At 60.6% G+C, this 21,305-nt stretch carries 20 protein-coding genes; 5 read left to right on the forward strand and 15 right to left on the reverse strand.

What is annotated here, in order from left to right:
- Window positions 1-46 precede the first annotated feature (46 nt).
- The 8 genes from ACVW0Y_RS09095 to ACVW0Y_RS09130 all read right to left on the reverse strand — a co-directional run bounded on the left by ACVW0Y_RS09095 (window position 47) and on the right by ACVW0Y_RS09130 (window position 7,810).
- Complete coding sequence (locus ACVW0Y_RS09095; protein WP_457437678.1) at window positions 47-727, reverse strand: hypothetical protein; 681 nt, start codon at window positions 725-727, stop codon at window positions 47-49.
- A gap of 97 nt (window positions 728-824) precedes the next feature.
- Window positions 825-1,610 carry a hypothetical protein gene (locus ACVW0Y_RS09100; protein ID WP_457437679.1) on the reverse strand — a complete coding sequence of 262 codons (786 nt, stop codon included), beginning with the start codon at window positions 1,608-1,610 and terminating at the stop codon, window positions 825-827.
- Window positions 1,607-2,200 carry an RNA polymerase sigma factor gene (locus ACVW0Y_RS09105; RefSeq protein WP_457437680.1) on the reverse strand — a complete coding sequence of 198 codons (594 nt, stop codon included), beginning with the start codon at window positions 2,198-2,200 and terminating at the stop codon, window positions 1,607-1,609. Before ACVW0Y_RS09105 ends, ACVW0Y_RS09100 begins: the two co-directional genes overlap by 4 nt.
- 1 nt (window position 2,201) lies before the next feature.
- Window positions 2,202-3,935 carry a vWA domain-containing protein gene (locus ACVW0Y_RS09110; RefSeq protein WP_457437682.1) on the reverse strand — a complete coding sequence of 578 codons (1,734 nt, stop codon included), beginning with the start codon at window positions 3,933-3,935 and terminating at the stop codon, window positions 2,202-2,204.
- Window positions 3,936-4,136: 201 nt separating this feature from the next.
- Window positions 4,137-5,576 (reverse strand): aminotransferase-like domain-containing protein, encoded by a 1,440-nt coding sequence (locus tag ACVW0Y_RS09115; protein WP_457437684.1) that lies wholly within the window; start codon window positions 5,574-5,576, stop codon window positions 4,137-4,139.
- Between the two features lie 240 nt (window positions 5,577-5,816).
- Entirely contained in the window at window positions 5,817-6,626 is an 810-nt protein-coding gene (locus ACVW0Y_RS09120; RefSeq protein ID WP_457437686.1) for an OmpA family protein, read from the reverse strand.
- Window positions 6,623-6,976 (reverse strand): DUF4398 domain-containing protein, encoded by a 354-nt coding sequence (locus tag ACVW0Y_RS09125; protein WP_457437907.1) that lies wholly within the window; start codon window positions 6,974-6,976, stop codon window positions 6,623-6,625. The genes ACVW0Y_RS09120 and ACVW0Y_RS09125 overlap by 4 nt, the downstream gene beginning before the upstream one ends.
- Window positions 6,977-6,988: 12 nt before the next feature.
- Entirely contained in the window at window positions 6,989-7,810 is an 822-nt protein-coding gene (locus ACVW0Y_RS09130; protein WP_457437687.1) for a substrate-binding periplasmic protein, read from the reverse strand.
- 114 nt (window positions 7,811-7,924) lie between these two features.
- Between ACVW0Y_RS09130 and ACVW0Y_RS09135 the strand changes: the two genes are divergently transcribed.
- Entirely contained in the window at window positions 7,925-8,854 is a 930-nt protein-coding gene (locus tag ACVW0Y_RS09135; protein ID WP_457437688.1) for an alpha/beta fold hydrolase, read from the forward strand.
- A 74-nt stretch (window positions 8,855-8,928) separates the two neighbouring features.
- Here the strand turns inward: ACVW0Y_RS09135 and ACVW0Y_RS09140 are convergent, their stop codons facing one another.
- Both ACVW0Y_RS09140 and ACVW0Y_RS09145 read right to left on the reverse strand, forming a co-directional pair.
- Entirely contained in the window at window positions 8,929-9,858 is a 930-nt protein-coding gene (locus tag ACVW0Y_RS09140) for an electron transfer flavoprotein subunit alpha/FixB family protein (protein WP_457437690.1), read from the reverse strand.
- A complete protein-coding gene (locus ACVW0Y_RS09145; RefSeq protein ID WP_271197894.1) occupies window positions 9,859-10,608 on the reverse strand; it encodes an electron transfer flavoprotein subunit beta/FixA family protein in 750 nt (249 codons plus the stop codon).
- Window positions 10,609-10,930: 322 nt separating this feature from the next.
- Here ACVW0Y_RS09145 and ACVW0Y_RS09150 point away from each other — a divergent pair, with 322 nt between their 5' ends.
- On the forward strand, window positions 10,931-12,595 hold the full coding sequence (locus tag ACVW0Y_RS09150) for an electron transfer flavoprotein-ubiquinone oxidoreductase (RefSeq protein ID WP_457437691.1): 1,665 nt from the start codon (window positions 10,931-10,933) through the stop codon (window positions 12,593-12,595).
- A gap of 128 nt (window positions 12,596-12,723) precedes the next feature.
- Here the strand turns inward: ACVW0Y_RS09150 and ACVW0Y_RS09155 are convergent, their stop codons facing one another.
- The gene (locus ACVW0Y_RS09155; RefSeq protein WP_108099851.1) at window positions 12,724-13,071 is read right to left on the reverse strand and encodes a YggL family protein; all 348 of its coding nucleotides are present in this window, start codon (window positions 13,069-13,071) and stop codon (window positions 12,724-12,726) included.
- A 239-nt stretch (window positions 13,072-13,310) separates the two neighbouring features.
- On the opposite strand from ACVW0Y_RS09155, the gene dacB reads away from it, so the two are divergent.
- Window positions 13,311-14,744, forward strand: a complete 1,434-nt coding sequence (gene dacB / locus ACVW0Y_RS09160; RefSeq protein ID WP_457437693.1) for a D-alanyl-D-alanine carboxypeptidase/D-alanyl-D-alanine endopeptidase — start codon at window positions 13,311-13,313, stop codon at window positions 14,742-14,744.
- 120 nt (window positions 14,745-14,864) lie between these two features.
- On the opposite strand, the gene rlmKL is transcribed toward dacB, so the two are convergent.
- Complete coding sequence (gene rlmKL, locus ACVW0Y_RS09165) at window positions 14,865-17,084, reverse strand: bifunctional 23S rRNA (guanine(2069)-N(7))-methyltransferase RlmK/23S rRNA (guanine(2445)-N(2))-methyltransferase RlmL (RefSeq protein ID WP_457437694.1); 2,220 nt, start codon at window positions 17,082-17,084, stop codon at window positions 14,865-14,867.
- Window positions 17,085-17,666: 582 nt separating this feature from the next.
- Between rlmKL and rmf the strand changes: the two genes are divergently transcribed.
- Complete coding sequence (gene rmf / locus ACVW0Y_RS09170; protein WP_108099858.1) at window positions 17,667-17,882, forward strand: ribosome modulation factor; 216 nt, start codon at window positions 17,667-17,669, stop codon at window positions 17,880-17,882.
- Window positions 17,883-17,993: 111 nt separating this feature from the next.
- Here rmf and ACVW0Y_RS09175 read toward each other — a convergent pair whose 3' ends face one another.
- Both ACVW0Y_RS09175 and ACVW0Y_RS09180 read right to left on the reverse strand, forming a co-directional pair.
- Window positions 17,994-19,019, reverse strand: coding sequence for a quinone-dependent dihydroorotate dehydrogenase (locus ACVW0Y_RS09175; protein ID WP_457437696.1), 1,026 nt, complete (start codon window positions 19,017-19,019; stop codon window positions 17,994-17,996).
- Between the two features lie 68 nt (window positions 19,020-19,087).
- On the reverse strand, window positions 19,088-19,315 hold the full coding sequence (locus ACVW0Y_RS09180) for a DUF2835 domain-containing protein (protein ID WP_457437697.1): 228 nt from the start codon (window positions 19,313-19,315) through the stop codon (window positions 19,088-19,090).
- A 165-nt stretch (window positions 19,316-19,480) separates the two neighbouring features.
- Between ACVW0Y_RS09180 and ACVW0Y_RS09185 the strand changes: the two genes are divergently transcribed.
- Window positions 19,481-20,371, forward strand: a complete 891-nt coding sequence (locus ACVW0Y_RS09185) for a DUF6685 family protein (RefSeq protein ID WP_457437698.1) — start codon at window positions 19,481-19,483, stop codon at window positions 20,369-20,371.
- Between the two features lie 3 nt (window positions 20,372-20,374).
- Here ACVW0Y_RS09185 and ACVW0Y_RS09190 read toward each other — a convergent pair whose 3' ends face one another.
- The gene (locus ACVW0Y_RS09190) at window positions 20,375-20,851 is read right to left on the reverse strand and encodes a helix-turn-helix domain-containing protein (RefSeq protein WP_457437700.1); all 477 of its coding nucleotides are present in this window, start codon (window positions 20,849-20,851) and stop codon (window positions 20,375-20,377) included.
- Window positions 20,852-21,305: the final 454 nt, after the last annotated feature.

Consider the following 21,305-nt stretch of genomic DNA (forward strand, 5'->3'; position numbering starts at 1 on the left):
TCTGCACAATCTGTAGGAGCGGCTTCAGCCGCGATCCCTGGAAACGCTAATGGCGAAACTTGAACTGCAGCTCTGCGCCATCCACGGTATCGAAGTAGCTGGCGTCTTTATCCTGATCGCGGCTGCGTTCGTTGGTGATTACCCGCCCACCCAGCTCGAATGAGCTCTGCTCGCCGGGTTTGTCGCCAAACAGCTGCGGCAGCAGGGCCGGTGGCGGCTCGCTGGTGCCGGGGCTCGGTTCGCTGGCACCAAAGACGGCCACTTCCGGCTCAAACTTTTTCACCGCGTCTTTGGGCAGGTGCAGGTCCAACTTGGGTTTCGCCACTTTGGCCTGCTTGACTGCGTCACTGGCTTTTTTCTGCGCTGGGGTCTGTGGCTTGGCCACTTGCAGGCGCTGGATCTTGTCCGGCGGTTGCGGCGCGCGGACTTCTGGCGCAGGGGCTTGCTCAGGCGCTTCAGCGGGCTGGCTGGCGGGTTTGTCTACCGGTAATGGCATGAGCTCACGCTTCACCAACGGCTCGAACGGCTTTACGGTTTTCTCGGCGGCGGGCTTGGTACTGGTTTGCGCTGCGGGGTTGCTGCCGGAGGGGTTTTCCGCGGCGGGCGCAGGGGGTTGAGTCACCGTCGGCGCCTGGGGCGCTGGCGGTGTTTTCGCTGGGGTCGGGTCTTTGTCGCAGGCACCCAGTGCCAACAGGGCGAACAACAAAGCAATGGATCGAATGGACATCATCGGGCAGTCGTCAAACTCGGCTGAGGCCAACATGCTGGCGCGCTCAGCCATCCCTGGCAAGCGTGCATTCCAGGCAGCAGACAGCGCTGCCCTTCTACTGCAGACCCTGTTCCTGCCGCAAACGTTGCAACTGCGCGGGTAAATCCAGTTGCGGGTGAAGTTGTTGCAAGGTGTGCAATTGCTCCTTGGCCAGCTCGGCCTGACCGCTGCGCTGCAGCTGCAGAATCTGCTTGAGGCTGCGTTGCAGTTGCGCCTGTTCGGTAACGCTGGCGGCCTTGGCTTTGCTCGCCAGGGCGGACGGCGCGGCCGGCACGGCGGCATCGGCAAATGGCGCAGCGCCAGGCTCTGCCGCGGCTTCGGCCTTATCCAGTTGCTCGTTCAGTTGCCCACTGATAATCACCGGCGCGGCTTGTTTACGCATTTCCGGCCGCGCCCGTGCGCTCTCCTCGGCGAATACCTTCTTTTCCACCTGTTTTTGCGAAGCGTCGGGGTCCAGCACTTCGGCTTTCGGCGCCAATGCCATGGCGGGAGCGGGAGCCGGCGCAGAAAACGACAGCGGCGCGCCGTCGTACTGCTGCGCTGGCGCTTGCTCCAGGGTGCGCATGGCCAAACCGACACCGATACCCAAGGTGGCAATGCTGGCAAAGGCCATGGACCAACGGGCGCGCTGGCTACCACCGAACAGCCAGCCCTGCAGGCGGCTCAGCAGCGGTTGCCGTAGCGGGCGCTGCTGAGCCTGGACATGTGCCTGGGCATGTGCCTGGGCGGCCGCCAGAATGCGCGCATCCAGCTCGGCTGACGGCGCCTGTTGCGTGTGACGACGGTAGTGTTCGAGCAGCGTGTGTTCCAGCTCGTCGCTGTCGCGGGGATGGTGTGTCATAGGGATACCTCGTCGGCGGTGGCCGGGTCCGTCAGCAACCGTCGTAACTTGCTCAATGCGTACCGCAGGCGGCTTTTCACCGTTTCCGCCGGGGTTTGCGTGAGGGCGGCGATCTCGTTCAACTCCAGATCGCCATGGGCGCGCAGTAGAAACACTTCACGCTGCTCAGCCGGCAGATCAGCCAGTGCCGCCTGCAGACGCTGCTGATCACGGGTCAGGCTGAGCTGCTGCTCCGGGTTGGGCTGGCGGTCGACCTCGCCGTGCTGCTGCTCGTCATATTCGTCCTGCAGGCTTTGACGCTTGCCGTGCTTGCGCCAATGATCGATCAAGCGGTTGCGGGCGATCTGGTACAACCAAGTGGTGAACTGCACCGCCTCGCGTTGCTGCGATTCGCTGCGGATCAGGCTCATCCAGGTTTCCTGGAATATTTCTTCGGCCAACGCAGCGTCGTTGCACAAACCGCAGAGAAAACGGAACAGGCCCAGGCGATGGCGTTCGTAAAGCACGGCGAACGCCTGACTGTCGCCCTGCCGATAGCGACGCAGCAGTTCGGCGTCGCCTGGGGCGGATGGTATTGGAGCAGCTGTCACGCTAGTCGACCTTGGCCATGGAGGTGGAAGCAGAAGATGGATGGGCCGCAGTGTGCAGGCTCTGCGCCAGTTCCACCAGTTGTACAAACTCGGCCCGCAGGCCGAAGCGGTCTTCACCCTTGGCCCCACGGGCCAGTTCGGCGCTGGCGGCCAGGTCGAAGCCCTGGGTGTACTGCCCCCCTTTAAGCTGCTGGGCGAATGCCGCTACCGCTGCGGCAAAGCGCAGATCGACGCTGGCCTCGCTGATTGCTGGCACCTTGGCGTCGGTCGCAATCGGCACTTCCAGCAGACGGCTGTGTTCCTGCTGCGGCGCTTTGTAGCGAATACGCAGCAAGGCCATTTCACTGGCGGCGGTGGGTTTACTTTGCGCGTCTTGATAACGCAGCGGCTCCAGCCAGCCTTTGTTGCCCGTCGGCACGATTTCGTACAGCGCCGTGACGGTATGTCCCGCGCCGATTTCACCGGCATCAACCTTATCGTTGCTGAAGTCTTCGCGCTTCAGGGCCCGGTTTTCATAGCCCAGCAGGCGGTATTCGCTGACCTGGGCCGGGTTGAACTCCAGCTGGATTTTCACATCCTTGGCCACCGTCACCAGGGTCGAGCTGAGCTGCTGCACCAGTACCTTGCGCGCCTCGCGCAGGTTGTCGATATAGGCGTAATTGCCATTGCCGGCATCGGCCAGTTGCTCCATCAACTGCTCGTTATAGTTGTCGGTGCCAAAGCCCAGGGTGGTCAGCGAGACGCCGGTCTGGCGTTTGTCTTCGGCGAGTTTTTTCAGGCTGTCGAAATCACTGATGCCGACATTGAAGTCGCCATCGGTGGCCAGCAGGATGCGGTTGATGCCATTGGCCACATAGCCTTGCTGGGCCTGTTGATAGGCCAGCTGAATGCCCGACTCGCCTGCCGTGGAACCACCGGCTTGCAGCTGTTCGATGGCGGCGCGGATCTTGGCTTTGTCACTGCCCGCAGTGGGTGCCAGCACTACCCGTGACTCACCGGCGTACACCACCAGCGACACCTTGTCCTCGGCGCGCAGTTGCTCCACCAGCAGCTTCAGGGTGCTCTGCACCAGCGGCAAACCATCGGGGCGATCCATGGAGCCCGACACATCCACCAGGAACACTAGGTTGGCCGGCGGCATGGCCTGGCGCTGCAGTTGGTCGGCTTTGATCGCCACCTTGAGCAAGCGGCTATTGGCATTCCACGGGGTAACCGCCAGTTCGGTACTGACGCCAAACGGCGTGTCCCCTGTTGCCGACGGGTAGCTATAGGGGAAGTAGTTCACCAGCTCTTCCAGGCGCACCGCCTCCTCTGGCGGCAACTGGCCGCGATTGAGGAAACGCCGCACATTGGCGTAGCTGCCGGTATCGACGTCGATGCTGAAGGTGGACACCGGGTCTTGAGCCACGGCGTGGATCGGGTTGTCGGCGAGCTTCTGGTACTGCTCACGGTATACGTCTTGGTAGCCCGGTGCCTGGATGTCGGCCATGGGGGCGACGGCCATACGCGGGGCGGGCATTACGGCGCCCATAACGGCAACGCTTTTTTTCAACTCGGCGGGCGCAGCCTGCTCGGCCAGCATGTCGCGGGAATAGGTGAGCGGCTCAGGGGCAGCCGGGGTTTTCGCGGCAACGGCGTCCGACTCCTTGACCGAGCAGGCGCTGAGCGCCAGGGCCAGACCAGCGGCGAAACCGTAGAACAGGGGCAAGCGGGATAGAGCGACATAGTGAGCCATGGGGGCGTCTCCTGGGGGGCCATTCGCTCAGGTAGACGGAGGGGGTATGGGGTTCGGGTTAAGGGGGGGGTGAGAAAATTTTGAAGCGGTGAACGGTGCCGAGATTCTGGGCCCCAGCCTGCGCTGGGGCGACGGTGGATGCGGCCAAAACCTCCGTCATCCCAGCGCAGGCTGGGATCCAGAATTTTGAGTCGAACGCGGTTACAGCAGGTTTGGCGTCTCTTGGCAGAGCTGATTGGCGAGCATCCCAAGCGTCATGATCGCCCGCTCCGACTCGCGGTTCCACGGTATCCCGCAGTTCAGCCGCACGCAGTGGTTGAACTGCTCGGTATTACTGAAGATCAGCCCCGGCGCGATGCTGATGCCCTGCTGCAACGCCCGCACATGCAGGTCTTTGGTATTCACCCGGCGCGGCAGGCTGACCCACAGAATAAAGCCGCCCTTGGGCCGGGTGATTTGCGTGCCTTCGGGGAAGTACTGCTGCACAGCCAGCTGGAACGCGCTGAGGTTCTTGCGGTACTCGTGGCGGATATAGCGCAGGTGGCGGTCATAGCCGCCGTTCTCCAGATAGGCCGCCACGCCCATTTGCGTGACGCTGCAGGCTGAGTGGGTGGTAAAGGTTTGCAGGCGCTGGATATCGTCCTGGTATTTGCTGGCGATGATCCAGCCCACACGCACCCCCGGCGACAGGGTTTTCGAGAAGCTCGAGCAGTACAGTACGCGCCCTTCCCTGTCGTGGGATTTCAGCGCCTTGGTCGGGCCCTGTTCGAACAGCAGTTCACCGTAGATATCGTCTTCGACGATATGGAAATCGAACTCCCGCGCCTGGCGCAGCAGCTGCTTTTGCCGCTCTTCGGGAATGGTGCCGCCCAGCGGGTTGCTCAAGCGCGCGGTAAGAACCAGGGCCTTGATCGGCCATTGGTTGGCGGCCAGTTGCAGGGCTTCGAGGCTGATGCCGGTGCCGGGGTCGCTGGGGATTTCGATCACTTTCAGACCGAGCAGATCGGCCAGTTGCAGCAGGCCGTAATAGGTTGGCGATTCGGTGGCAATCAGGTCACCCGGTTTGGTCAGCACCCGCAACGACATCTGCAGAGCGTCGACGCAGCCATGGGTGATCACCACTTCAGCAGGGTCGACCACCACACCGGCATCGCGCATGCGGATCGCCACCTGGCGGCGCAGCGGTTCGAAACCGGGGCTGAACATATAGCTGAACGCGCGCGGGCTCTGGAAGCGGGTGACCTTGGCCAATTGCTGATGCAGGGCGCGCACCGGCAGGTAATCGACATGGGGCACGGCGGCACCGAAGGGAAACACCCCTTCGCGGCGGGCTTCGGTGAGTACTTGATGGATGATGGTGCTGCGGGTGACCAGGCCCGGGCGTTCTACCCTGGCGATATCCGGAGTAGCGGCGGTCAGCGCCGGGGTTTGGTGCACATAGAAACCGGATTGCGGACGGGCACGGATCAGGCCCTGATCTTCCAGATTGGCGTAGGCCTGCAACACCGTGGCGTGGCTGACATTCAGCTGAGAGCTCATCTTGCGCACCGACGGCACACGCTCACCGGGCTGGTATACGCCGCGGCGAATGTCTTCGGCCAATTGTTGGGCGATGCGTTGATAGAGCAACAGACTGGTCATGGCAGCTTCCTGGTTACCTGAGCGCGAACACCGATACAGTAGCGAAACAGTCTAGAACTGAACCGGCACAGTTGCTGTTTTTGTTTTCCATACAGAACAAATTAGAGCAACACACCGGTCTTTGTGGGCTTTAGCCGCGATGCTTTTGCTCTTGAAAAGCATCGCGGCTAAAGCCGCTTCTACGCGAAAAAAAACCCCGGTGCTGGCAGGCAACCGGGGTTTCTTTATGGCCGGTGGCGCTTACCGATCGGCCCCCAACTTGCCCTGGTCATCGGAGAAGACAATTTCCACCCGACGGTTCTGCGCCCGGCCGCGGGACGAGGCGTTTTCGGTTACCGGGAAGTCGGCACCATAGCCGGTCACCTGAATACGGTTTTCTTCAATACCGAGGTCGATCAAGGTGTCTGCCACCGCCTGGGCGCGGGCTTTCGACAGGGTGAGGTTTTCCTCAGCGCTGCCGCGGTTGTCGGTATACCCCTCAACTCGCACTACACGCCGCGGGTTGAGCTGGAGGAACTGCACCAGCTTGAGCAAGGTGCGGTTGGCGGCGGGTTTCAGCTCGCTGTCGGCGGGGTCGAACAACACGTCGCCCAGGGTCAGCACCAGACCGCGATTGGTCTCGGTGGCGGCCAGGTTGATCTGCTCTTCCAGCCACTTGCCCTGCTGCTGCACGCTCACCAGCTTGGCTTCGCGCAGGTTCAGCTGCAGGCGCTCGATTTCCAGCTGCAGCTTGGCCTGACGTTCCTGATTGATGCTGAGTTTGCTGTGCTCGGCGGCAATCGCGCTGTAGCGCTGGCTCAGGTAGGCGTAGTGCTTCACATCGGCGTCGCTGCCCCAGTAGGTGGAGAGGCGATCGGCGCGGGACAGCGAGTCACCGGCGCGAATCACATCACGGGGGGCGTAGCGCAACGCATCGGTGTCTTCTTTGACTTTCTGGAAGCTGTCGCGCGCCGCTTCAAGGCTCTGCTCGGCATCCGGTTCAGTGGCGCAACCGGCGAGCAGGGCAACGGCCAGCAAGACCAGGGTCAGACGGTAGGAAGGTTTGCTCACTGCATGGCCCCCAATTGCTTGTGGAGGCGCTTGATGCGGGCGTTGAGGTCGGCCAGCTGCTTCTCGCTCTTGATGGTCAGCACCCGACTTTCAGCCAGCCGGGCATCCAGTTCGGCCTGCTCGGCAAACATGCGCGCGCGTTTATAGTCTTGTTCATTCATGTTCTTTTGCGCCCGGGCCAGCTTCTGCTCGGCCAAAACCATCTCCGGGATCTGCTCGTCGGCACCAACCGCCTTGGCTTGCGCCACGGCCTGCTCGGTGAGGCGCATTTGCTCGTTCGGCGCGGGATCTTTGGTACAACCGACCAGCGCCACAAGGATCAGACTGGTTGCCAGTATGCGTGTTTGAATCACGAATGTTTCCTACGGTTTCGGGAGAGTCGCCGGTTGCAGTTGCTGCTCTTTCCACAGCTTGAGATTGCGCTGCAGCAAGGCTTCCGGTACGCCAGAGGCGGCCAATTCTGTCATCTTTTTCGCCAGTTGTCCGCGCAGCCAAGGCTCGTTGCAAGCCGAGTTGAACGACAGGGTGAGGTACAAGCCTTCACTGGAGATCGGCGGCTCAAGGGCTTCGAGATCCGCCGTCATGCCCAGGGTTTCGGCCAGGGCCAGCCCGGGGTAGCGTTCGTACAGCACGTAGTCGGTGCGCTCCAGCAGCAGCTTCTGGTAGGCCTGGGTGAGCGTCGGCACGGTTTCCAGATTGAGGTTGTCTTTGGCGTAGTGGTCGAAGGCCTGGCCGAAGCTGTTGTTCACCAGGGTGCCGCCAGTGTGCAGGCGCAGGTCATCCCAGTGTGTATAGGGGAAGCCTTTACCGCGTTTGACCCAGACCACGCTGGCGGTTTCCAGAAAGGCGGGATGGATGTAGTCCATGCTTTCCAGGCGCGGCAACGTCAGGAAGGCACCGGCAATCATATCGACCCGACCGGTGCGCACTTCTTCCTGAGCGCGGGACCAGGGCCCGGTGTAGATGATCTCGATCGTCAGACCCAGTTCGCTAGCCAGCTGCTTGAGCAAATCGGCATTGGCACCGATCAGGTGCTTGGGGTTGGCCGGGTCACGCCACAGATAAGGAGGGTATTCGGGGTTGCCAGTAGCCACCAGACGTTCGCACTTTCCAGCCGCGCTACCCAGACCCGGCAAGCCGGCGAGCAGCAGCAACAGCGCAAACACAGGGAGGCGTAACTGCATCAGCGAATTCCCGAACTGAACATTGGTTGGGATTGAAGGCGGGTGATGCCGACAACACACAGCGTCATGCTAGCTTAGACGAATTGAAATAATTATTGGCGATAAGGACAGCCCATGAAAAAACTAGTCGTTGGCTTTGCGATCTGCGTAGCAGCTATTGCTGCTCTCTTGTACTTCTCCCCGGCCGCGCTGATGGCCACCGCACAATTTGCCGAACGCCAGGTGGCGGGGCTGAGTAGTGAACAGGTGATGGTCGGCGACCTGAGCATCCACTACTACCAAGGCGGCCCCGCCGACGGCGAAACCCTGCTGATGATTCATGGCTTTGGCGCCAACAAAGACAACTGGGTGCGCTTCGCCAAGTACTTCACCAAGCGCTATCAGGTCATCGCCCTCGACCTTCCCGGTTTTGGCGACAGCAGCCAACCCGACGCCAGTTACGACGTCGGCACCCAGACCGAACGCTTAGCGGCATTTGTGAAAACCCTGGGGCTGGGCAAGGTGCATGTGATCGGCAACTCCATGGGCGGCCATATTGCCGCGCTGTACGCCGCCCGCCACCCCGAGCAGGTGCGCTCCGTCGCGCTATTGGACAACGCCGGCGTCACCTCGCCGAACAAGAGTGAGTTCTATCAGATACTCGAACGTGGCGAACCCAACCCGCTGGTCGCCCGTGACGCCGAGGGCTTCGCCAGGCTGGTGAGCTTTGTGTTTGTCCAGCCGCCAAGCGTGCCGGCCAACGTGCGGCGCTATATGGCGGAACAGTCCAGCGCCAGAAGCGCGCAGAACGACAAGGTGTTCAGCCACCTGCGCGAGCGCTATATCCCCCTGGAACCGGAGCTGCCGAAAATTCAGGTGCCTACCCTGCTGCTGTGGGGCGACAAGGACCGGGTGCTGGATGTATCGAGCATCGAGGTGATGAAGCCGCTGCTGAAAAAGCCGACTGTGGTGATCATGAAGGATTGCGGCCATGTACCTATGATCGAGCGGCCGCAGGAGACGGCTGGGCATTACCAGGCGTTTCTGGATAGCGTTAAAGGTTGACGATTGCAGGCACGAAACCAGGCATAAAAAAACCCGCTCAGTGAGCGGGTTTTTCTTGGGCTGAAGCTTCTGGTTTAAACCAGCTTTTCCAGCTCAGGTACAGCTTCGAACAAGTCCGCAACCAGACCGTAATCGGCTACCTGGAAGATTGGCGCTTCTTCGTCTTTGTTGATGGCGACGATGACTTTGGAGTCCTTCATACCCGCCAGGTGCTGGATGGCACCGGAGATACCGACCGCGATGTACAGCTGCGGTGCGACGATCTTGCCGGTCTGGCCAACCTGCATGTCGTTCGGTACGAAACCGGCGTCGACAGCGGCGCGCGATGCACCCACAGCAGCGCCGAGTTTGTCGGCCAGTGCGTACAGGTGTTTGAAGTTGTCACCGTTCTGCATGCCACGACCGCCGGAAACGACGATTTTGGCAGCGGTCAGCTCAGGACGGTCGGACTTGGCCAGCTCTTCGCCAACGAAGGACGACTTGCCAGCGTCAGCCGGGCCGCTCACTGCTTCAACAGCAGCGGAACCGCCTTCAGCAGCAACCGGATCGAAACCGGTGGAACGCACGGTGATCACTTTCACGGCAGCCGAGGACTGCACGGTAGCGATGGCGTTACCGGCATAGATCGGACGCTTGAAGGTATCGGCGCTTTCTACCGAGATGATCTCGGAGATCTGATCAACGTCCAGGGCAGCGGCAACGCGCGGCAGGATGTTTTTGCCGTTGGAAGTAGCGCTAGCCAGGATGTGGCTGTAGCTCTTTCCAAGGTCAGCGATCAGCGGAGCGACGTTTTCCGGCAGTTGGTTAGCGTAGGCAGCGTTGTCGGCTACCAGCACTTTCGAAACGCCAGCGATTTTCGCAGCAGCTTCAGCAGCAGCGCCGGCATTGGTGCCAGCAACCAGCACGTGAATGTCACCACCGATTTTTGCAGCAGCAGCCACAGTGTTCAGGGTGGCAGGTGCCAGGGCGGAATTGGTGTGTTCAGCGATAACCAGGATAGTCATTTAGATTACCTTCGCCTCGTTCTTCAGTTTCTCGACCAGTTCAGCAACCGACTTGACCTTGATACCAGCGCTGCGAGCAGCCGGCGCTTCGACTTTCAAGGTTTTCACGGTGGACGAGGTGGAGACGCCCAAAGCATCAGGAGTAACAACTTCCAGCGGCTTTTTCTTGGCTTTCATGATGTTCGGCAGCGACGCGTAGCGCGGTTCGTTCAGGCGCAGGTCGGTGGTCACAATAGCCGGCAGGTTCAGCGCAACGGTCTGCAGACCGCCGTCGATTTCGCGGGTTACGTTGACCTTGTCACCAGCCACTTCAACCTTGGAGGCGAAGGTGCCTTGTGCGTAACCGCTGAGGGCGGCGAGCATCTGACCAGTCTGGTTGTTGTCGCTGTCGATAGCTTGTTTGCCGAGAATGACCAGCGAAGGCTGCTCTTTGTCGACTACAGCTTTCAGCAGCTTGGCCACGGCGAGCGAGTTCAGCTCTTCCGCGGTGTCGACCAGAATGGCGCGGTCAGCACCCAGAGCCAGCGCGGTGCGCAGTTGCTCTTGAGCAGTGTTCGGGCCGATGGAAACCACGACGATCTCGGTAGCCACGCCTTTTTCTTTCAGGCGGACGGCTTCTTCTACGGCGATTTCGCAGAAGGGATTCATCGACATTTTGACGTTGGCGAGATCAACGCCGGAGTTGTCCGCTTTGACGCGAACCTTGACGTTGTAGTCAACCACTCGTTTGACAGCTACAAGAACCTTCATGGATTCCTCGTTACTCTCCGGTGAATAAGAAGTCGCCAATAAACAATGGCGGGTGATGCTCGTCGGCCGGAACCGACGGTCAGCCTACAGCACGGCTAGCGCAAAACCGCCCGTATCTTGACCGTATCGCCCAAACGGGTCAATACGACAAAATGGCCACTTTAAGCCGCGTAACCCCGATTCTAGCAGGCTATTTGAAAATTCAAACAAACGTTTGTATTGGACCCGCCAGGGTCCGTGGATATAATGCGCCCACGCCGCTCACGGAACGAGCCCGATCCTCCAAATAAAACATAGATAGAGCCTGAGTAGGAGATTGCCTGTGGAACGCGAATTTATGGAGTTCGACGTCGTCATCGTTGGCGCCGGCCCAGCTGGCCTGTCCGCGGCCTGCCGACTGAAGCAAAAAGCCGCTGAAGCGGGCAAAGAGATCAGCGTCTGCGTAGTCGAGAAAGGCTCCGAAGTCGGTGCCCACATCCTCTCCGGTGCCGTTTTCGAACCCCGTGCCCTGAACGAACTGTTCCCCGACTGGAAAGAGCTCGGCGCGCCGCTGAACACCCCGGTCAAGCGTGACGACATTTATGTCCTCAAGAACGAAACCAGCGCCTCGAAAGTGCCTGACCTGTTTGTGCCGAAAACCATGCACAACGAAGGCAACTATATTATCTCCCTCGGCAACCTGTGCCGCTGGCTGGCCCAACAGGCCGAGAACCTGGGCGTGGAAGTCTATCCAGGCTTCGCCGCTCAGGAAGCGCTGATCGACGAAAATGGCGTAGTAAAAGGCATTCTGACTGGCGACCTCGGCGTAGACCGTGAAGGCCATCCGAAAGAAGGCGTGTACACCCCGGGCATGGAACTGCGCGGCAAGTACACCCTGTTCGCCGAAGGCTGCCGTGGCCACATCGGTAAACAACTGATCAAGAAGTTCAACCTGGACAGCGACGCCGACGCCCAGCACTACGGCATCGGCATCAAGGAAATCTGGGACATCGACCCGTCCAAGCACGAGCAAGGCCTGGTGGTGCACACCGCCGGCTGGCCGCTGGATATCGTCGGCACCGAGAACACCGGTGGTTCGTTCCTCTATCACTTGGAAAACAACCAAGTCGTGGTCGGCCTGATCGTTGACCTGTCGTACGCCAACCCGCACCTGTCGCCGTTCGATGAGTTCCAGCGCTACAAACATCACCCGGTGATCAAGCAGTACCTGGAAGGCGGCAAGCGCGTTTCCTACGGCGCTCGCGCCATCTGCAAAGGCGGCCTGAACTCGCTGCCGAAGATGGTTTTCAACGGCGGCGCACTGATCGGTTGCGACCTCGGCACCCTGAACTTCGCCAAGATCAAAGGCAGCCACACCGCCATGAAGTCCGGCATGCTCGCCGCTGACGCCGTGGCCGATGCCCTGTTCGCCGGCAGCGAAGGCGGCGACCTGCTGAACGGCTACGTCGACTCCTTCAAAGCCAGCTGGCTGCACGACGAGCTGTTCCGCAGCCGTAACTTCGGCCCGGCGCTGCACAAGTTCGGCCCGCTGCTGGGCGGCGCGTTCAACTTCGTCGACCAGAACATCTTCGGCGGCAAGATCCCCTTCACCCTGCACGACACCAAGCCGGATTACGCCTGCTTGAAGCCCGCTGCAGAAGCGAAAAAGATCGTCTACCCGAAACCCGACGGCAAACTCAGCTTCGACAAACTGAGCTCGGTATTCCTCTCCAACACCAACCATGAAGAGGAACAACCCTGCCACCTGAAGCTGATCGACCCGAGCATTCCGTTGCTGAAAAACCTGCCGCTCTACGACGAGCCTGCGCAGCGTTACTGCCCAGCCGGCGTGTACGAGATCGTCACCCAGGAAAGCGGTGAGAAGAAGTTCCAGATCAACGCGCAGAACTGCGTGCACTGCAAAACCTGCGACATCAAGGACCCGGCCCAGAACATCAACTGGGTGGCCCCAGAAGGCGCTGGCGGTCCGAACTACCCCAACATGTAAATGCTGGGCTAATAAGTAGAGAGGCTCCTTCGGGAGCCTTTTTATTGCCTGGCAGTTGCACAGAAACGCGCCAGGCAGACACAACAAAGGGGCCCGAAGGCCCCTTTGTTTTGCACAAACCCTAGGGCTTATGCGTGCTCAGCGTTGATCTCGTTTTCCGGGTACCAAACGTCGATCAGCGGGCTGGCGGTGTAGTCGGTAACTTCACTGCGCGCTTTCAGCCAGGCTTCAACGGCTGCGCGTTGTTCTTCGCTGACCGAACCACGCTTGGCCAGGCAAACCAGACCGTAGTCTTCGCCGCCAACATAGCCCAGGCCATTGTCTTTCATGGCTTCACGCAGGAACGCGTCGAGGAAAGCGTCGATGTCCGCTTCGCTCAGGTCCGCCTTGAGGTTCAGGTTCAGCTCGAAGCCGAGCTCCTGGAATTCATCAACGCAGAGTTTTTTGCGCAGACGGCGGGAACGATTAGTAGCCATGGAACAATCCTCAAAAGTGATATCGCGCGGCACTTTACCAGCAATGGCGGCACCTTGCCCGACTCTCTGCCCGACGAGCACAAGAACACGGACAAAAAACCCGTACTACCCCGCCAACTCTAGAACGCTTCGGGCATAATGCCGGCACTTTCTCCGCGCAATTGGGAACCTGTGGCCCTGAGCGCTTTCTTCTTTACGCCATCTTTCTTTTTTGGCCCTTGCCTGAAGGGTTTCTGCCAATGATCAAATCGCTTCGCCACCTCGTCATCGTCAGCCTTTTGTTGCCCGCCGCGCTGCCGGCGTTTTCCGCCCCACTGAACACCACCCTGCCCGCCTCCGTCCAAAAAGCCCTGAAAGCCGGCAAGATCGGCAATGACTCGCTATCGCTGGTCACCCTGCCGATGACCGGCCCCGGCACCCCCACCATCATCAATGCCGACGTCTCGGTGAACCCGGCTTCGACCATGAAGCTGATCACCACTTACGCCGCCTTGGAATTGCTCGGTCCTACCCACCAGTGGAAAACCGAGTTCTACAGCGACGGCCCGCTAAAAGACGGCGTGCTGCACGGCAACCTCTACCTCAAAGGTGGCGGCGACCCGAAACTGAATATGGAAAAACTCTGGTTGCTGATGCGCGATCTGCGCGCCAATGGCGTGCAGCAGGTGACCGGCGACCTGGTGCTGGACCGCACGCACTTTATCCAGCCGCAACTGCCGGTGTTTGATGACGACGGCAAAGACGACAACAAACCCTTCTTGGTAACCCCCGATTCGCTGCTGATCAACCTCAAAGCTGTGCGCATGATCACCCGCGCTGACAGCGGCAAGGTCAGCGTGATGATGGAGCCGCCGCTGACCAACGTGCGCATCGACAACCGGGTGAAATACCTGGGTAAAGGCAAATGCGTGGGTGATGTGCGCTTCAATCCGGTGACCGAATTCGACGGCACCACCCTGGTGGTCACCGGCCAGCTGAATGAAGGCTGCAATACCCAGTCCTACCTGTCCCTACTCGACCATGCCGGCTATGCCGCCGGTGCCGTGCGGGCGATCTGGCAGGAACTGGGTGGCAGCATTCTCGGCAAGGACCGTATCGATGTGGTGCCCAAAGACGGCACCCTGCTGGCCCGCGCCTTCTCGCCAGACTTGGCCGAGATCATCCGCGACATCAACAAATTCAGTAATAACACCATGGCCCGCCAGCTGTTTCTCAGTCTCGGAGCCGAGTTTCGCAATAGCGCCGATGGCGACGACGCCAAGGCCGCGCAACGGGTGATCCGCCAGTGGCTGGCGAAAAAAGGCATTACCGCCACCCATCTGGTGATGGAAAACGGTTCGGGTTTGTCGCGGGCTGAACGGGTCAGTGCGCGGGAGATGGCGGCGATTCTGCAAACCGCCTGGAAAGGCCCCTACGCTGCCGAGTTCATCAGCTCGCTGCCCATCGTCGGCCAGGACGGCACCATGCGCAAACGCCTGAAAAACACCGCGCTGAACGGCGACGCGCATATCAAGACCGGCACCCTCAACACCGTGCGCGCTATCGCCGGTTTCAGCCGCGATGCCAATGGCGACACCTGGGCGGTAGTCGCCATCCTCAACGACCCACGGCCGTGGGGCGCTTCGGCGATTCTCGACCAGGTGTTGCTGGATCTTTACCGCAAGGCTAACTGACACCAGCGTCGTCCCAGCGCAGGCTGGGACCGAGAATTTTCGAAGCGCCCAAGCTCTAAGTCCGACTGCAGATTCTGGATTCCTGCCTGCGCAGGAATGAGCATATCTAGCCCAGCATCCTTATTTCGCCATCAATTTCCACGCGCGGTGAATCTTGGTATTGCGGGCGAAGTCCGGGTCCAGCGTGCTGGCGGTGATTTCTTCCACCTGATAGCGCGCTGCCAGCCCTTCATCGAGCTGGAATTTGCGGAAGTTGTTGGAGAAATACAGCACCCCGCCTGATGCCAGACGCGCCATGGCCAGGTCCAGCAACTGCACATGGTCGCGCTGCACGTCGAACACCCCTTCCATGCGCTTGGAGTTGGAGAAGGTCGGCGGGTCGATAAAGATCAGGTCGTATTCTTCCCGGTCTGCCGCCAGCCAATTCATCACATCGCCCTGCTCCAAACGGTTCTTGTCCGAGAAGCCGTTCAGCGACAGGTTGCGGCGCGCCCAATCCAGATAGGTTTTCGACAGGTCGACGCTGGTGGTGGTGCGTGCCCCACCCTTCGCCGCATGCACGGTCGCCGTGGCGGTGTAGCAATACAGATTGAGGAAACGCTTGCCGGCCGCCTCGCGCTGAATGCGCAGACGCAGCGGGCGGTGGTCGAGGAACAGGCCGGTGTCGAGGTAGTCGGTGAGGTTGACCAGCAGCTTCACCCCGCCTTCGCTGACCTCGGTAAAGGTACCCTGGGTGGCCTGCCGCTCGTACTGCTTGGTGCCGCTCTGGCGCTCACGGCGCTTGATCACGACTTTGGATTTGTCCACGCCCAACGCTTGGGGAATCGCAGCCAGGGCGTCGAACAGACGGGCCTGGGCCTTGTCGGCGTCGATGGTGCGCGGCGGCGCGTATTCCTGCACATGCACCCAGTCGTGGTACAGATCGATGGCCAGGGCGTATTCCGGCATATCGGCGTCATACACGCGGTAGCAATCCACGCCTTCACGGCGCGCCCACTTACCCAGCGCCTTGAGGTTTTTCTGCAGGCGGTTGGCGAACATCTGTCCGCCTTCGCTCAGGCGCGCTTGCTCCACCGGGGCGTTGGCCGGGGCGTCCGGGGCAGTGCCCAGCGCTTCCTGCTCGCGCGCACGTTCGCGCTGCTCCGGGGTGCGGCGCTCGCCGGTGACGAACTGCTCGGGCTGCACCTTGATCAGCAAAAGCTTGCACGGCAACGCGCCGTTCCAGAAGGCATATTGCTTGTGGCTGCGAATGCCCATGCGCTTGCCCAGATCCGGCGCGCCGGTGAACACCGCCGCCTCCCAGTTCATACAGGCCTGGCGCAGGCGTTCGCCCAGGTTCTGGTAGAGGTACAACAGGCTGGCTTCATCGCCCAAGCGTTCGCCATAGGGCGGGTTGCACACCACCAGACCGGTCTGATTGTGATCCGGACGTGGTTCGAAGGTCGCCACTTCCCCTTGGTAAACCTTGATCCAGTTGGAGAGCCCGGCGCGTTCGATGTTATTGCGCGCCGGCTGGATCAGCCGCGGGTCGGCTTCATAGCCGCGAATCCACGACGGCTGTTTGGCCAGGCCGGCGTCAGCGCGTTCCTGCGCTTCGGCATGCAGTTTCTTCCACAGTGCCGGCACATGGCCGAGCCAGGCGGAAAAGCCCCAGCGCTCGCGACGCAGGTTCGGTGCGATATCGGCGGCAATCAGCGCCGCCTCCACCAGAAAGGTACCGACACCGCACATCGGGTCGGCCAGCGCGCCGCCTGCAGCAGCGATGCGGGGCCAGCCAGCGCGGATCAGCACCGCAGCGGCGAGGTTTTCCTTCAGCGGCGCAGCACCTTGCTGCAGGCGGTAACCGCGCTGGTGCAGGCTGTGGCCGGAAAGATCGAGGGACAGAATGGCCTCGCCACGGTCCAGGCGCAGGTGAATGCGCAGGTCCGGGTTGAGCTTGTCGATGGAAGGACGCTCGCCGGTGCTGGTACGCAACTTGTCCACAATGGCGTCCTTGACCTTCAGGGCACCGAAGTGGGTGTTGTCGATACCCGAACCGTTACCGCTGAACTCAACCGCCAGGCTGCCGGCGGCATCCAGATGCTCGGCCCAATCCACCGACAGCACACCGTCATACAGGTCGTCGGCATTGGCCATGGGAAAGCGTTTGAGCACCAGCAGCACGCGGTTGGCCAGGCGTGACCAGAGGCACAGGCGGTAAGCCGTTTCCATCTGGGCAAAGCCACGGATCGCTGAGGTGTGTTCGCGGGTTTCTTCCAACCCCAATGCGGTGGCTTCCTCAGCGAGCAAACCTTCCAGGCCTTTGGGGCAGGTAAGAAACAGTTCAAAACGATCCGACATGTGTAATCCAGTGCCTAAGCGATATGGCGCGCAGTTCTGCACGTCCGGTTAAAAACCTCGGTTCTACCCGACGGTCCCGCACTCCGGAATGGAGCGCTGTGCGAGCCAATAGCGACTCGACGCTGCCAGACCGGACAGCCGCACTGCACAGGAGCCTAGTCGCAAGCCCTGCGCCGTGCCTGTCGCCAGGCCTAGCGAGTGACCACAAATGGATGCGACCACCGAAAAATGTCATCGACAGCGGGTTTCTCACCCTTCGTCGGATTACTCGAACCTCGCAAGTGCGAAAAGCTCGCACTGGCCAGTCGCCGTTACCAGAGGCCACACGCCCGGCCCTGCTGGCGTAGGTGGCAAAGCAGCTTTTCCCTTATGGCCTCACCACTACAATCGTTACGTGCTTATGACAAAACGATCATTCCCAGCACCGGTCGCATTCGATAGAAATCAACTCAGCCCAACGTCGCAACGACGTCGGGAGGAGACCCGTAACGCCGGCAGCGGGCTCCACTGGTAGAGGATTTCTGCCAGGCCTCGACCCGAGGCAAATAGGACATAACAGTCAACAAGTGAGGGCAACACCCTATGAGAAGACTTAAGCGTGATCCTTTAGAAAGAGCTTTTTTGCGCGGCTATCAATTTGGCGTCCATGGCAAATCTCGTGAATTGTGTCCATTTACCCTTCCGTCCGTACGCCAAGCCTGGATCAACGGCTGGCGAGAGGGTCGCGGTGACAACTGGGACGGAATGATCGGCACCGCCGGTATCCATAGGCTTAACGAACTGAACGCAGTCGGCTAAACAGGGACACCTCCGACTACACCGCTTCACCATGCACGTCCCATCCGGACGGCGGGCGAGAGCCCAGGGCCTCCTTTAAGGAGGCCTTTTTATTGCCTGTGTTTTTTCTGCTCAGGCCTTGGGCATCGCAGCAATGGCATCCACCGCCTCGCGGATCAGCGCCGGGCCCTTGTAGATAAAGCCGGAATAGATCTGCACCAGACTGGCACCAGCGGCGATTTTCTCAGCCGCGTGCTTGCCTTCGGTGATGCCGCCAGCGGCAATGATCGGCAGGCGCCCGCCCAGCTCCGCCGCCAGCAGGCGTACGGTGTGAGTGCTCTTGTCGCGCACCGGTGCGCCAGACAGCCCGCCCGCCTCGTCGCCATGCACCAGCCCTTGCACGCCGTCACGGCCAAGGGTGGTATTGGTGGCGATCACCCCATCTATACCCGCCTCCACCAGCGCCTTGGCCACTTCAGCGATTTCTTCATCGCTCATGTCCGGGGCGATCTTGATCGCCAGGGGAACACGCTTGCCATGCTGCTGGGCCAGATCTTCCTGGCGCTGGCGCAGGGCTTCGAGCAACTGTTTGAGCGAATCACCGAACTGCAGACTGCGCAGGCCCGGGGTATTGGGCGAGCTGACGTTTACCGTGACATAGCTGGCGTGGCTATAGACCTTGTCCAGGCACAGCAGGTAGTCATCGACGGCGCGCTCTACCGGGGTGTCGAAGTTCTTGCCGATATTGATGCCCAGCACGCCCTTGTATTTAGCGGCCTGCACCCGCGCCAGCAGATGATCGACACCGTGGTTGTTGAAACCCATGCGGTTGATGATCGCCTCGGCCTGCGGCAAGCGGAACAGCCGCGGCTTGGGGTTGCCTGGCTGCGGGCGCGGGGTGACGGTGCCGATTTCGACAAAGCCGAATCCCAACTGGGCAAAGCCGTCGATGGCATCACCATTCTTGTCCAGGCCGGCAGCCAGCCCCACCGGGTTGGCGAAATCCAGGCCCATCACCCGTACCGGCAATGCCGCCGGCTGCTTGCACAGCAAGCCATTCACACCCAGACGGCCGCCAGCGCCGATCAGGTCGATCGACAGCTCGTGGGAGGTTTCTGCGGAGAGTTTGAAAAGCAGCTCGCGGGCCAGGGTATACATGGGCAGGCTTTGCTCAAGAAAAAGAGGTCGGCGATTATAGCCGCGCCTGCCCCCTGACGGCGAGGCGCTTAGCGTGATCCGAGGCGGCGCAGGGCCAGAAGTTCGCCAGCGCTGTTAAACTCCAGCTCGAAGGAACCGTAGACGCCCTCGTGGGTCAGAAAAGGCCGCAGGTGGTGGGCCGGCAAACTGACCCGCCGACCATCGCGACTGCGTAACAGGATTCGGTTGGCCTGCCCTTGATAGACCGCGCGCAAACGTTCGGCAGATAGGGCAATATCCAACTCCAGGCTAGGCATGGAGGCTACCTCGCAAATGATTCCGGCAATACTGCCACAGACGGCCGCAGGGCTGCAGGCACCCGGCTCCCGATGGACCAGGGTCCGCTGTTTGACAATTGCGACGGCAACATTGCAGATCGTCTGCCACACTGGCTGGGATGACCCGGGATGTAGCATTTGGCCATGAGTTCGAGCGACCACTCTCACACCCTTACCGAACGTATCTCAGCCCTGGCCCAGCGTCTGGGCTTGAGCAGCCGTGGGCCCCGGTTGATCCTGCAACGCGCCAGCAGCCTGCGCCTGCCGTTCCAGGTATTGCCGCAGCCCAGCGAGCAGATCTGGTGGCAGAACGGCGCGCCGTTGCAACGCTTGGTGGACCTGCCGCGCAATGCCCTCTCCGGCCCGGTGCAGGAAGACAAGGCCGAAGCCCATTCGGTGCTGATCAAAGTGGTGGAGCATGACACCCAGCAGCTGAGCTCCTTCGACCTGCGCATGATCGACGGCCTCTGCGGCAGCGATCTGCGCGCCAGGCCCTTTGCCAGTTTCGAGGAATACGCCAGCAGCGAAGCCTGCCGCAGCATCCGCATCATCAGTTACAAGGATTTCGTCAAAGTCATCAGCACCGCGCTGCCGCGCTTTCTCGCCGGCGAGCCCATCGTGCTGCGCCAGGCCGACTGGGTCGGAAATCGGGTGTACTGGGCCGGTGAACATCACCATGAAGCCTTTGCCAGTGCCATCGCGTATGCGCGTCTGCGCGGCCTGGATGTCAGCCTACCTGCCGAACTGACCCGCTACCGTTTGAATATTGCCGGCTTGCATGCGCTGCAAGACAGCTACCACATGCTGGCCATGCCTGTGCAGGCCTGGAGCGATCCACAGTTTATGGGCCTGCTGCTGGACAAGGGTCTGCCCTATGCGCGCCTGGCCATGTTGCGCACTCCGGGCGCTCCGGAGTTTCTCTTGCTGCCCAAACACTCGCCAGAGGCCACCGCCCTCGGTGAAGGGCTGCGTCTGGCGGGTGCGCCAGACGTGGTGGCCTATTTATGTCAGCTGGCGACCACTATTCAGCCCTGAGCCTCAGGCCTGCTCGTCGCCATCGTTCTCGATCTGGTGCGCCTCTCCTTCGATAAAATCCTGCTCGCTATCAAATGCCAGCTGCCGTTGATGCAGGGACTGGGTTTCCGCCAGTAGTTCCAGCTGGCGCTGATGACGCTGCGTCCAGTCCGGTAGCGACAAACCGATGTGCTCCAGCAGCAGCGGGTTGCAATGCACCAGATAGACCGCGTTCATTTGCGCCGAATCGGCGACTTTCAGGTTCATCAGATCGCCATCCACCGGACCACCGTAAGTAATCCAGCGAGCAAATCCCGGGTACAGGCTGCAGACCTTTTCGAAATCGATGTCATGCATGCGCTGCTGACCGCTTTCGATATTTTCCAGGCGCTTGGCATCGATTCCGGTGAGTTGTGCGAACGCCGGGCGCTTGAGGCCCATTAGCTCGCGCAAACCACGCAAACGCTGGCCGGCAGTAAAGAGAAAACGTTGATTGTTCATCTGCACATCCTTTTGGGTGCGGTAACCGTATTTCCGATTTTTACTACCAGTTAGGAGATTTTAGTTGATCTACTAACCATTAGTAAGCAACCTACGGTTAAAGAAATTAGGGAGATCCACCTGTCACTAGCCCTGACAGGCACGCGATGGTGCAGGAAGCCCAATGAAACGAATAGAACTCACCCCAGCCTGGTTTGGCCAATGCCCCCGCTACTTAACAGCCGCTGGTTTTTGCCATGCAGCGGGCTTGCTGAATCGGCAAAAACACATTGAAAGCCTGATGGATCAAGGCGTGCTGCCGTCTCGACGGATTGGTCGCTACCTGATGGTGGACATGCATCAACTGATGTTGATGCTGCCGTCCGATAGCCCGGAAGACGCCTTCTCCGACTGAAATGGGGCATCCCCTACGCCGTTGAAAAATGCCTCCCACCCTCGTTCTGCTGAGTTCCAC

This window comes from Pseudomonas sp. TE3786 (assembly GCF_054057335.1).

What these genes read in the sequence shown, in the direction of transcription:
- ACVW0Y_RS09140 (WP_457437690.1), bottom strand. Translation starts at nt 9,858, where the DNA reads ATGACTATCCTGGTTATCGCTGAACACACCAATTCCGCCCTGGCACCT.
- ACVW0Y_RS09110 (WP_457437682.1), bottom strand. Translation starts at nt 3,935, where the DNA reads ATGGCTCACTATGTCGCTCTATCCCGCTTGCCCCTGTTCTACGGTTTC.
- dacB (WP_457437693.1), top strand. Translation starts at nt 13,311, where the DNA reads ATGATCAAATCGCTTCGCCACCTCGTCATCGTCAGCCTTTTGTTGCCC.
- ACVW0Y_RS09135 (WP_457437688.1), top strand. Translation starts at nt 7,925, where the DNA reads ATGAAAAAACTAGTCGTTGGCTTTGCGATCTGCGTAGCAGCTATTGCT.
- ACVW0Y_RS09155 (WP_108099851.1), bottom strand. Translation starts at nt 13,071, where the DNA reads ATGGCTACTAATCGTTCCCGCCGTCTGCGCAAAAAACTCTGCGTTGAT.
- ACVW0Y_RS09180 (WP_457437697.1), bottom strand. Translation starts at nt 19,315, where the DNA reads ATGCCTAGCCTGGAGTTGGATATTGCCCTATCTGCCGAACGTTTGCGC.
- ACVW0Y_RS09130 (WP_457437687.1), bottom strand. Translation starts at nt 7,810, where the DNA reads ATGCAGTTACGCCTCCCTGTGTTTGCGCTGTTGCTGCTGCTCGCCGGC.
- ACVW0Y_RS09175 (WP_457437696.1), bottom strand. Translation starts at nt 19,019, where the DNA reads ATGTATACCCTGGCCCGCGAGCTGCTTTTCAAACTCTCCGCAGAAACC.
- ACVW0Y_RS09100 (WP_457437679.1), bottom strand. Translation starts at nt 1,610, where the DNA reads ATGACACACCATCCCCGCGACAGCGACGAGCTGGAACACACGCTGCTC.
- ACVW0Y_RS09185 (WP_457437698.1), top strand. Translation starts at nt 19,481, where the DNA reads ATGAGTTCGAGCGACCACTCTCACACCCTTACCGAACGTATCTCAGCC.
- rlmKL (WP_457437694.1), bottom strand. Translation starts at nt 17,084, where the DNA reads ATGTCGGATCGTTTTGAACTGTTTCTTACCTGCCCCAAAGGCCTGGAA.
- rmf (WP_108099858.1), top strand. Translation starts at nt 17,667, where the DNA reads ATGAGAAGACTTAAGCGTGATCCTTTAGAAAGAGCTTTTTTGCGCGGC.
- ACVW0Y_RS09145 (WP_271197894.1), bottom strand. Translation starts at nt 10,608, where the DNA reads ATGAAGGTTCTTGTAGCTGTCAAACGAGTGGTTGACTACAACGTCAAG.
- ACVW0Y_RS09095 (WP_457437678.1), bottom strand. Translation starts at nt 727, where the DNA reads ATGTCCATTCGATCCATTGCTTTGTTGTTCGCCCTGTTGGCACTGGGT.
- ACVW0Y_RS09190 (WP_457437700.1), bottom strand. Translation starts at nt 20,851, where the DNA reads ATGAACAATCAACGTTTTCTCTTTACTGCCGGCCAGCGTTTGCGTGGT.
- ACVW0Y_RS09115 (WP_457437684.1), bottom strand. Translation starts at nt 5,576, where the DNA reads ATGACCAGTCTGTTGCTCTATCAACGCATCGCCCAACAATTGGCCGAA.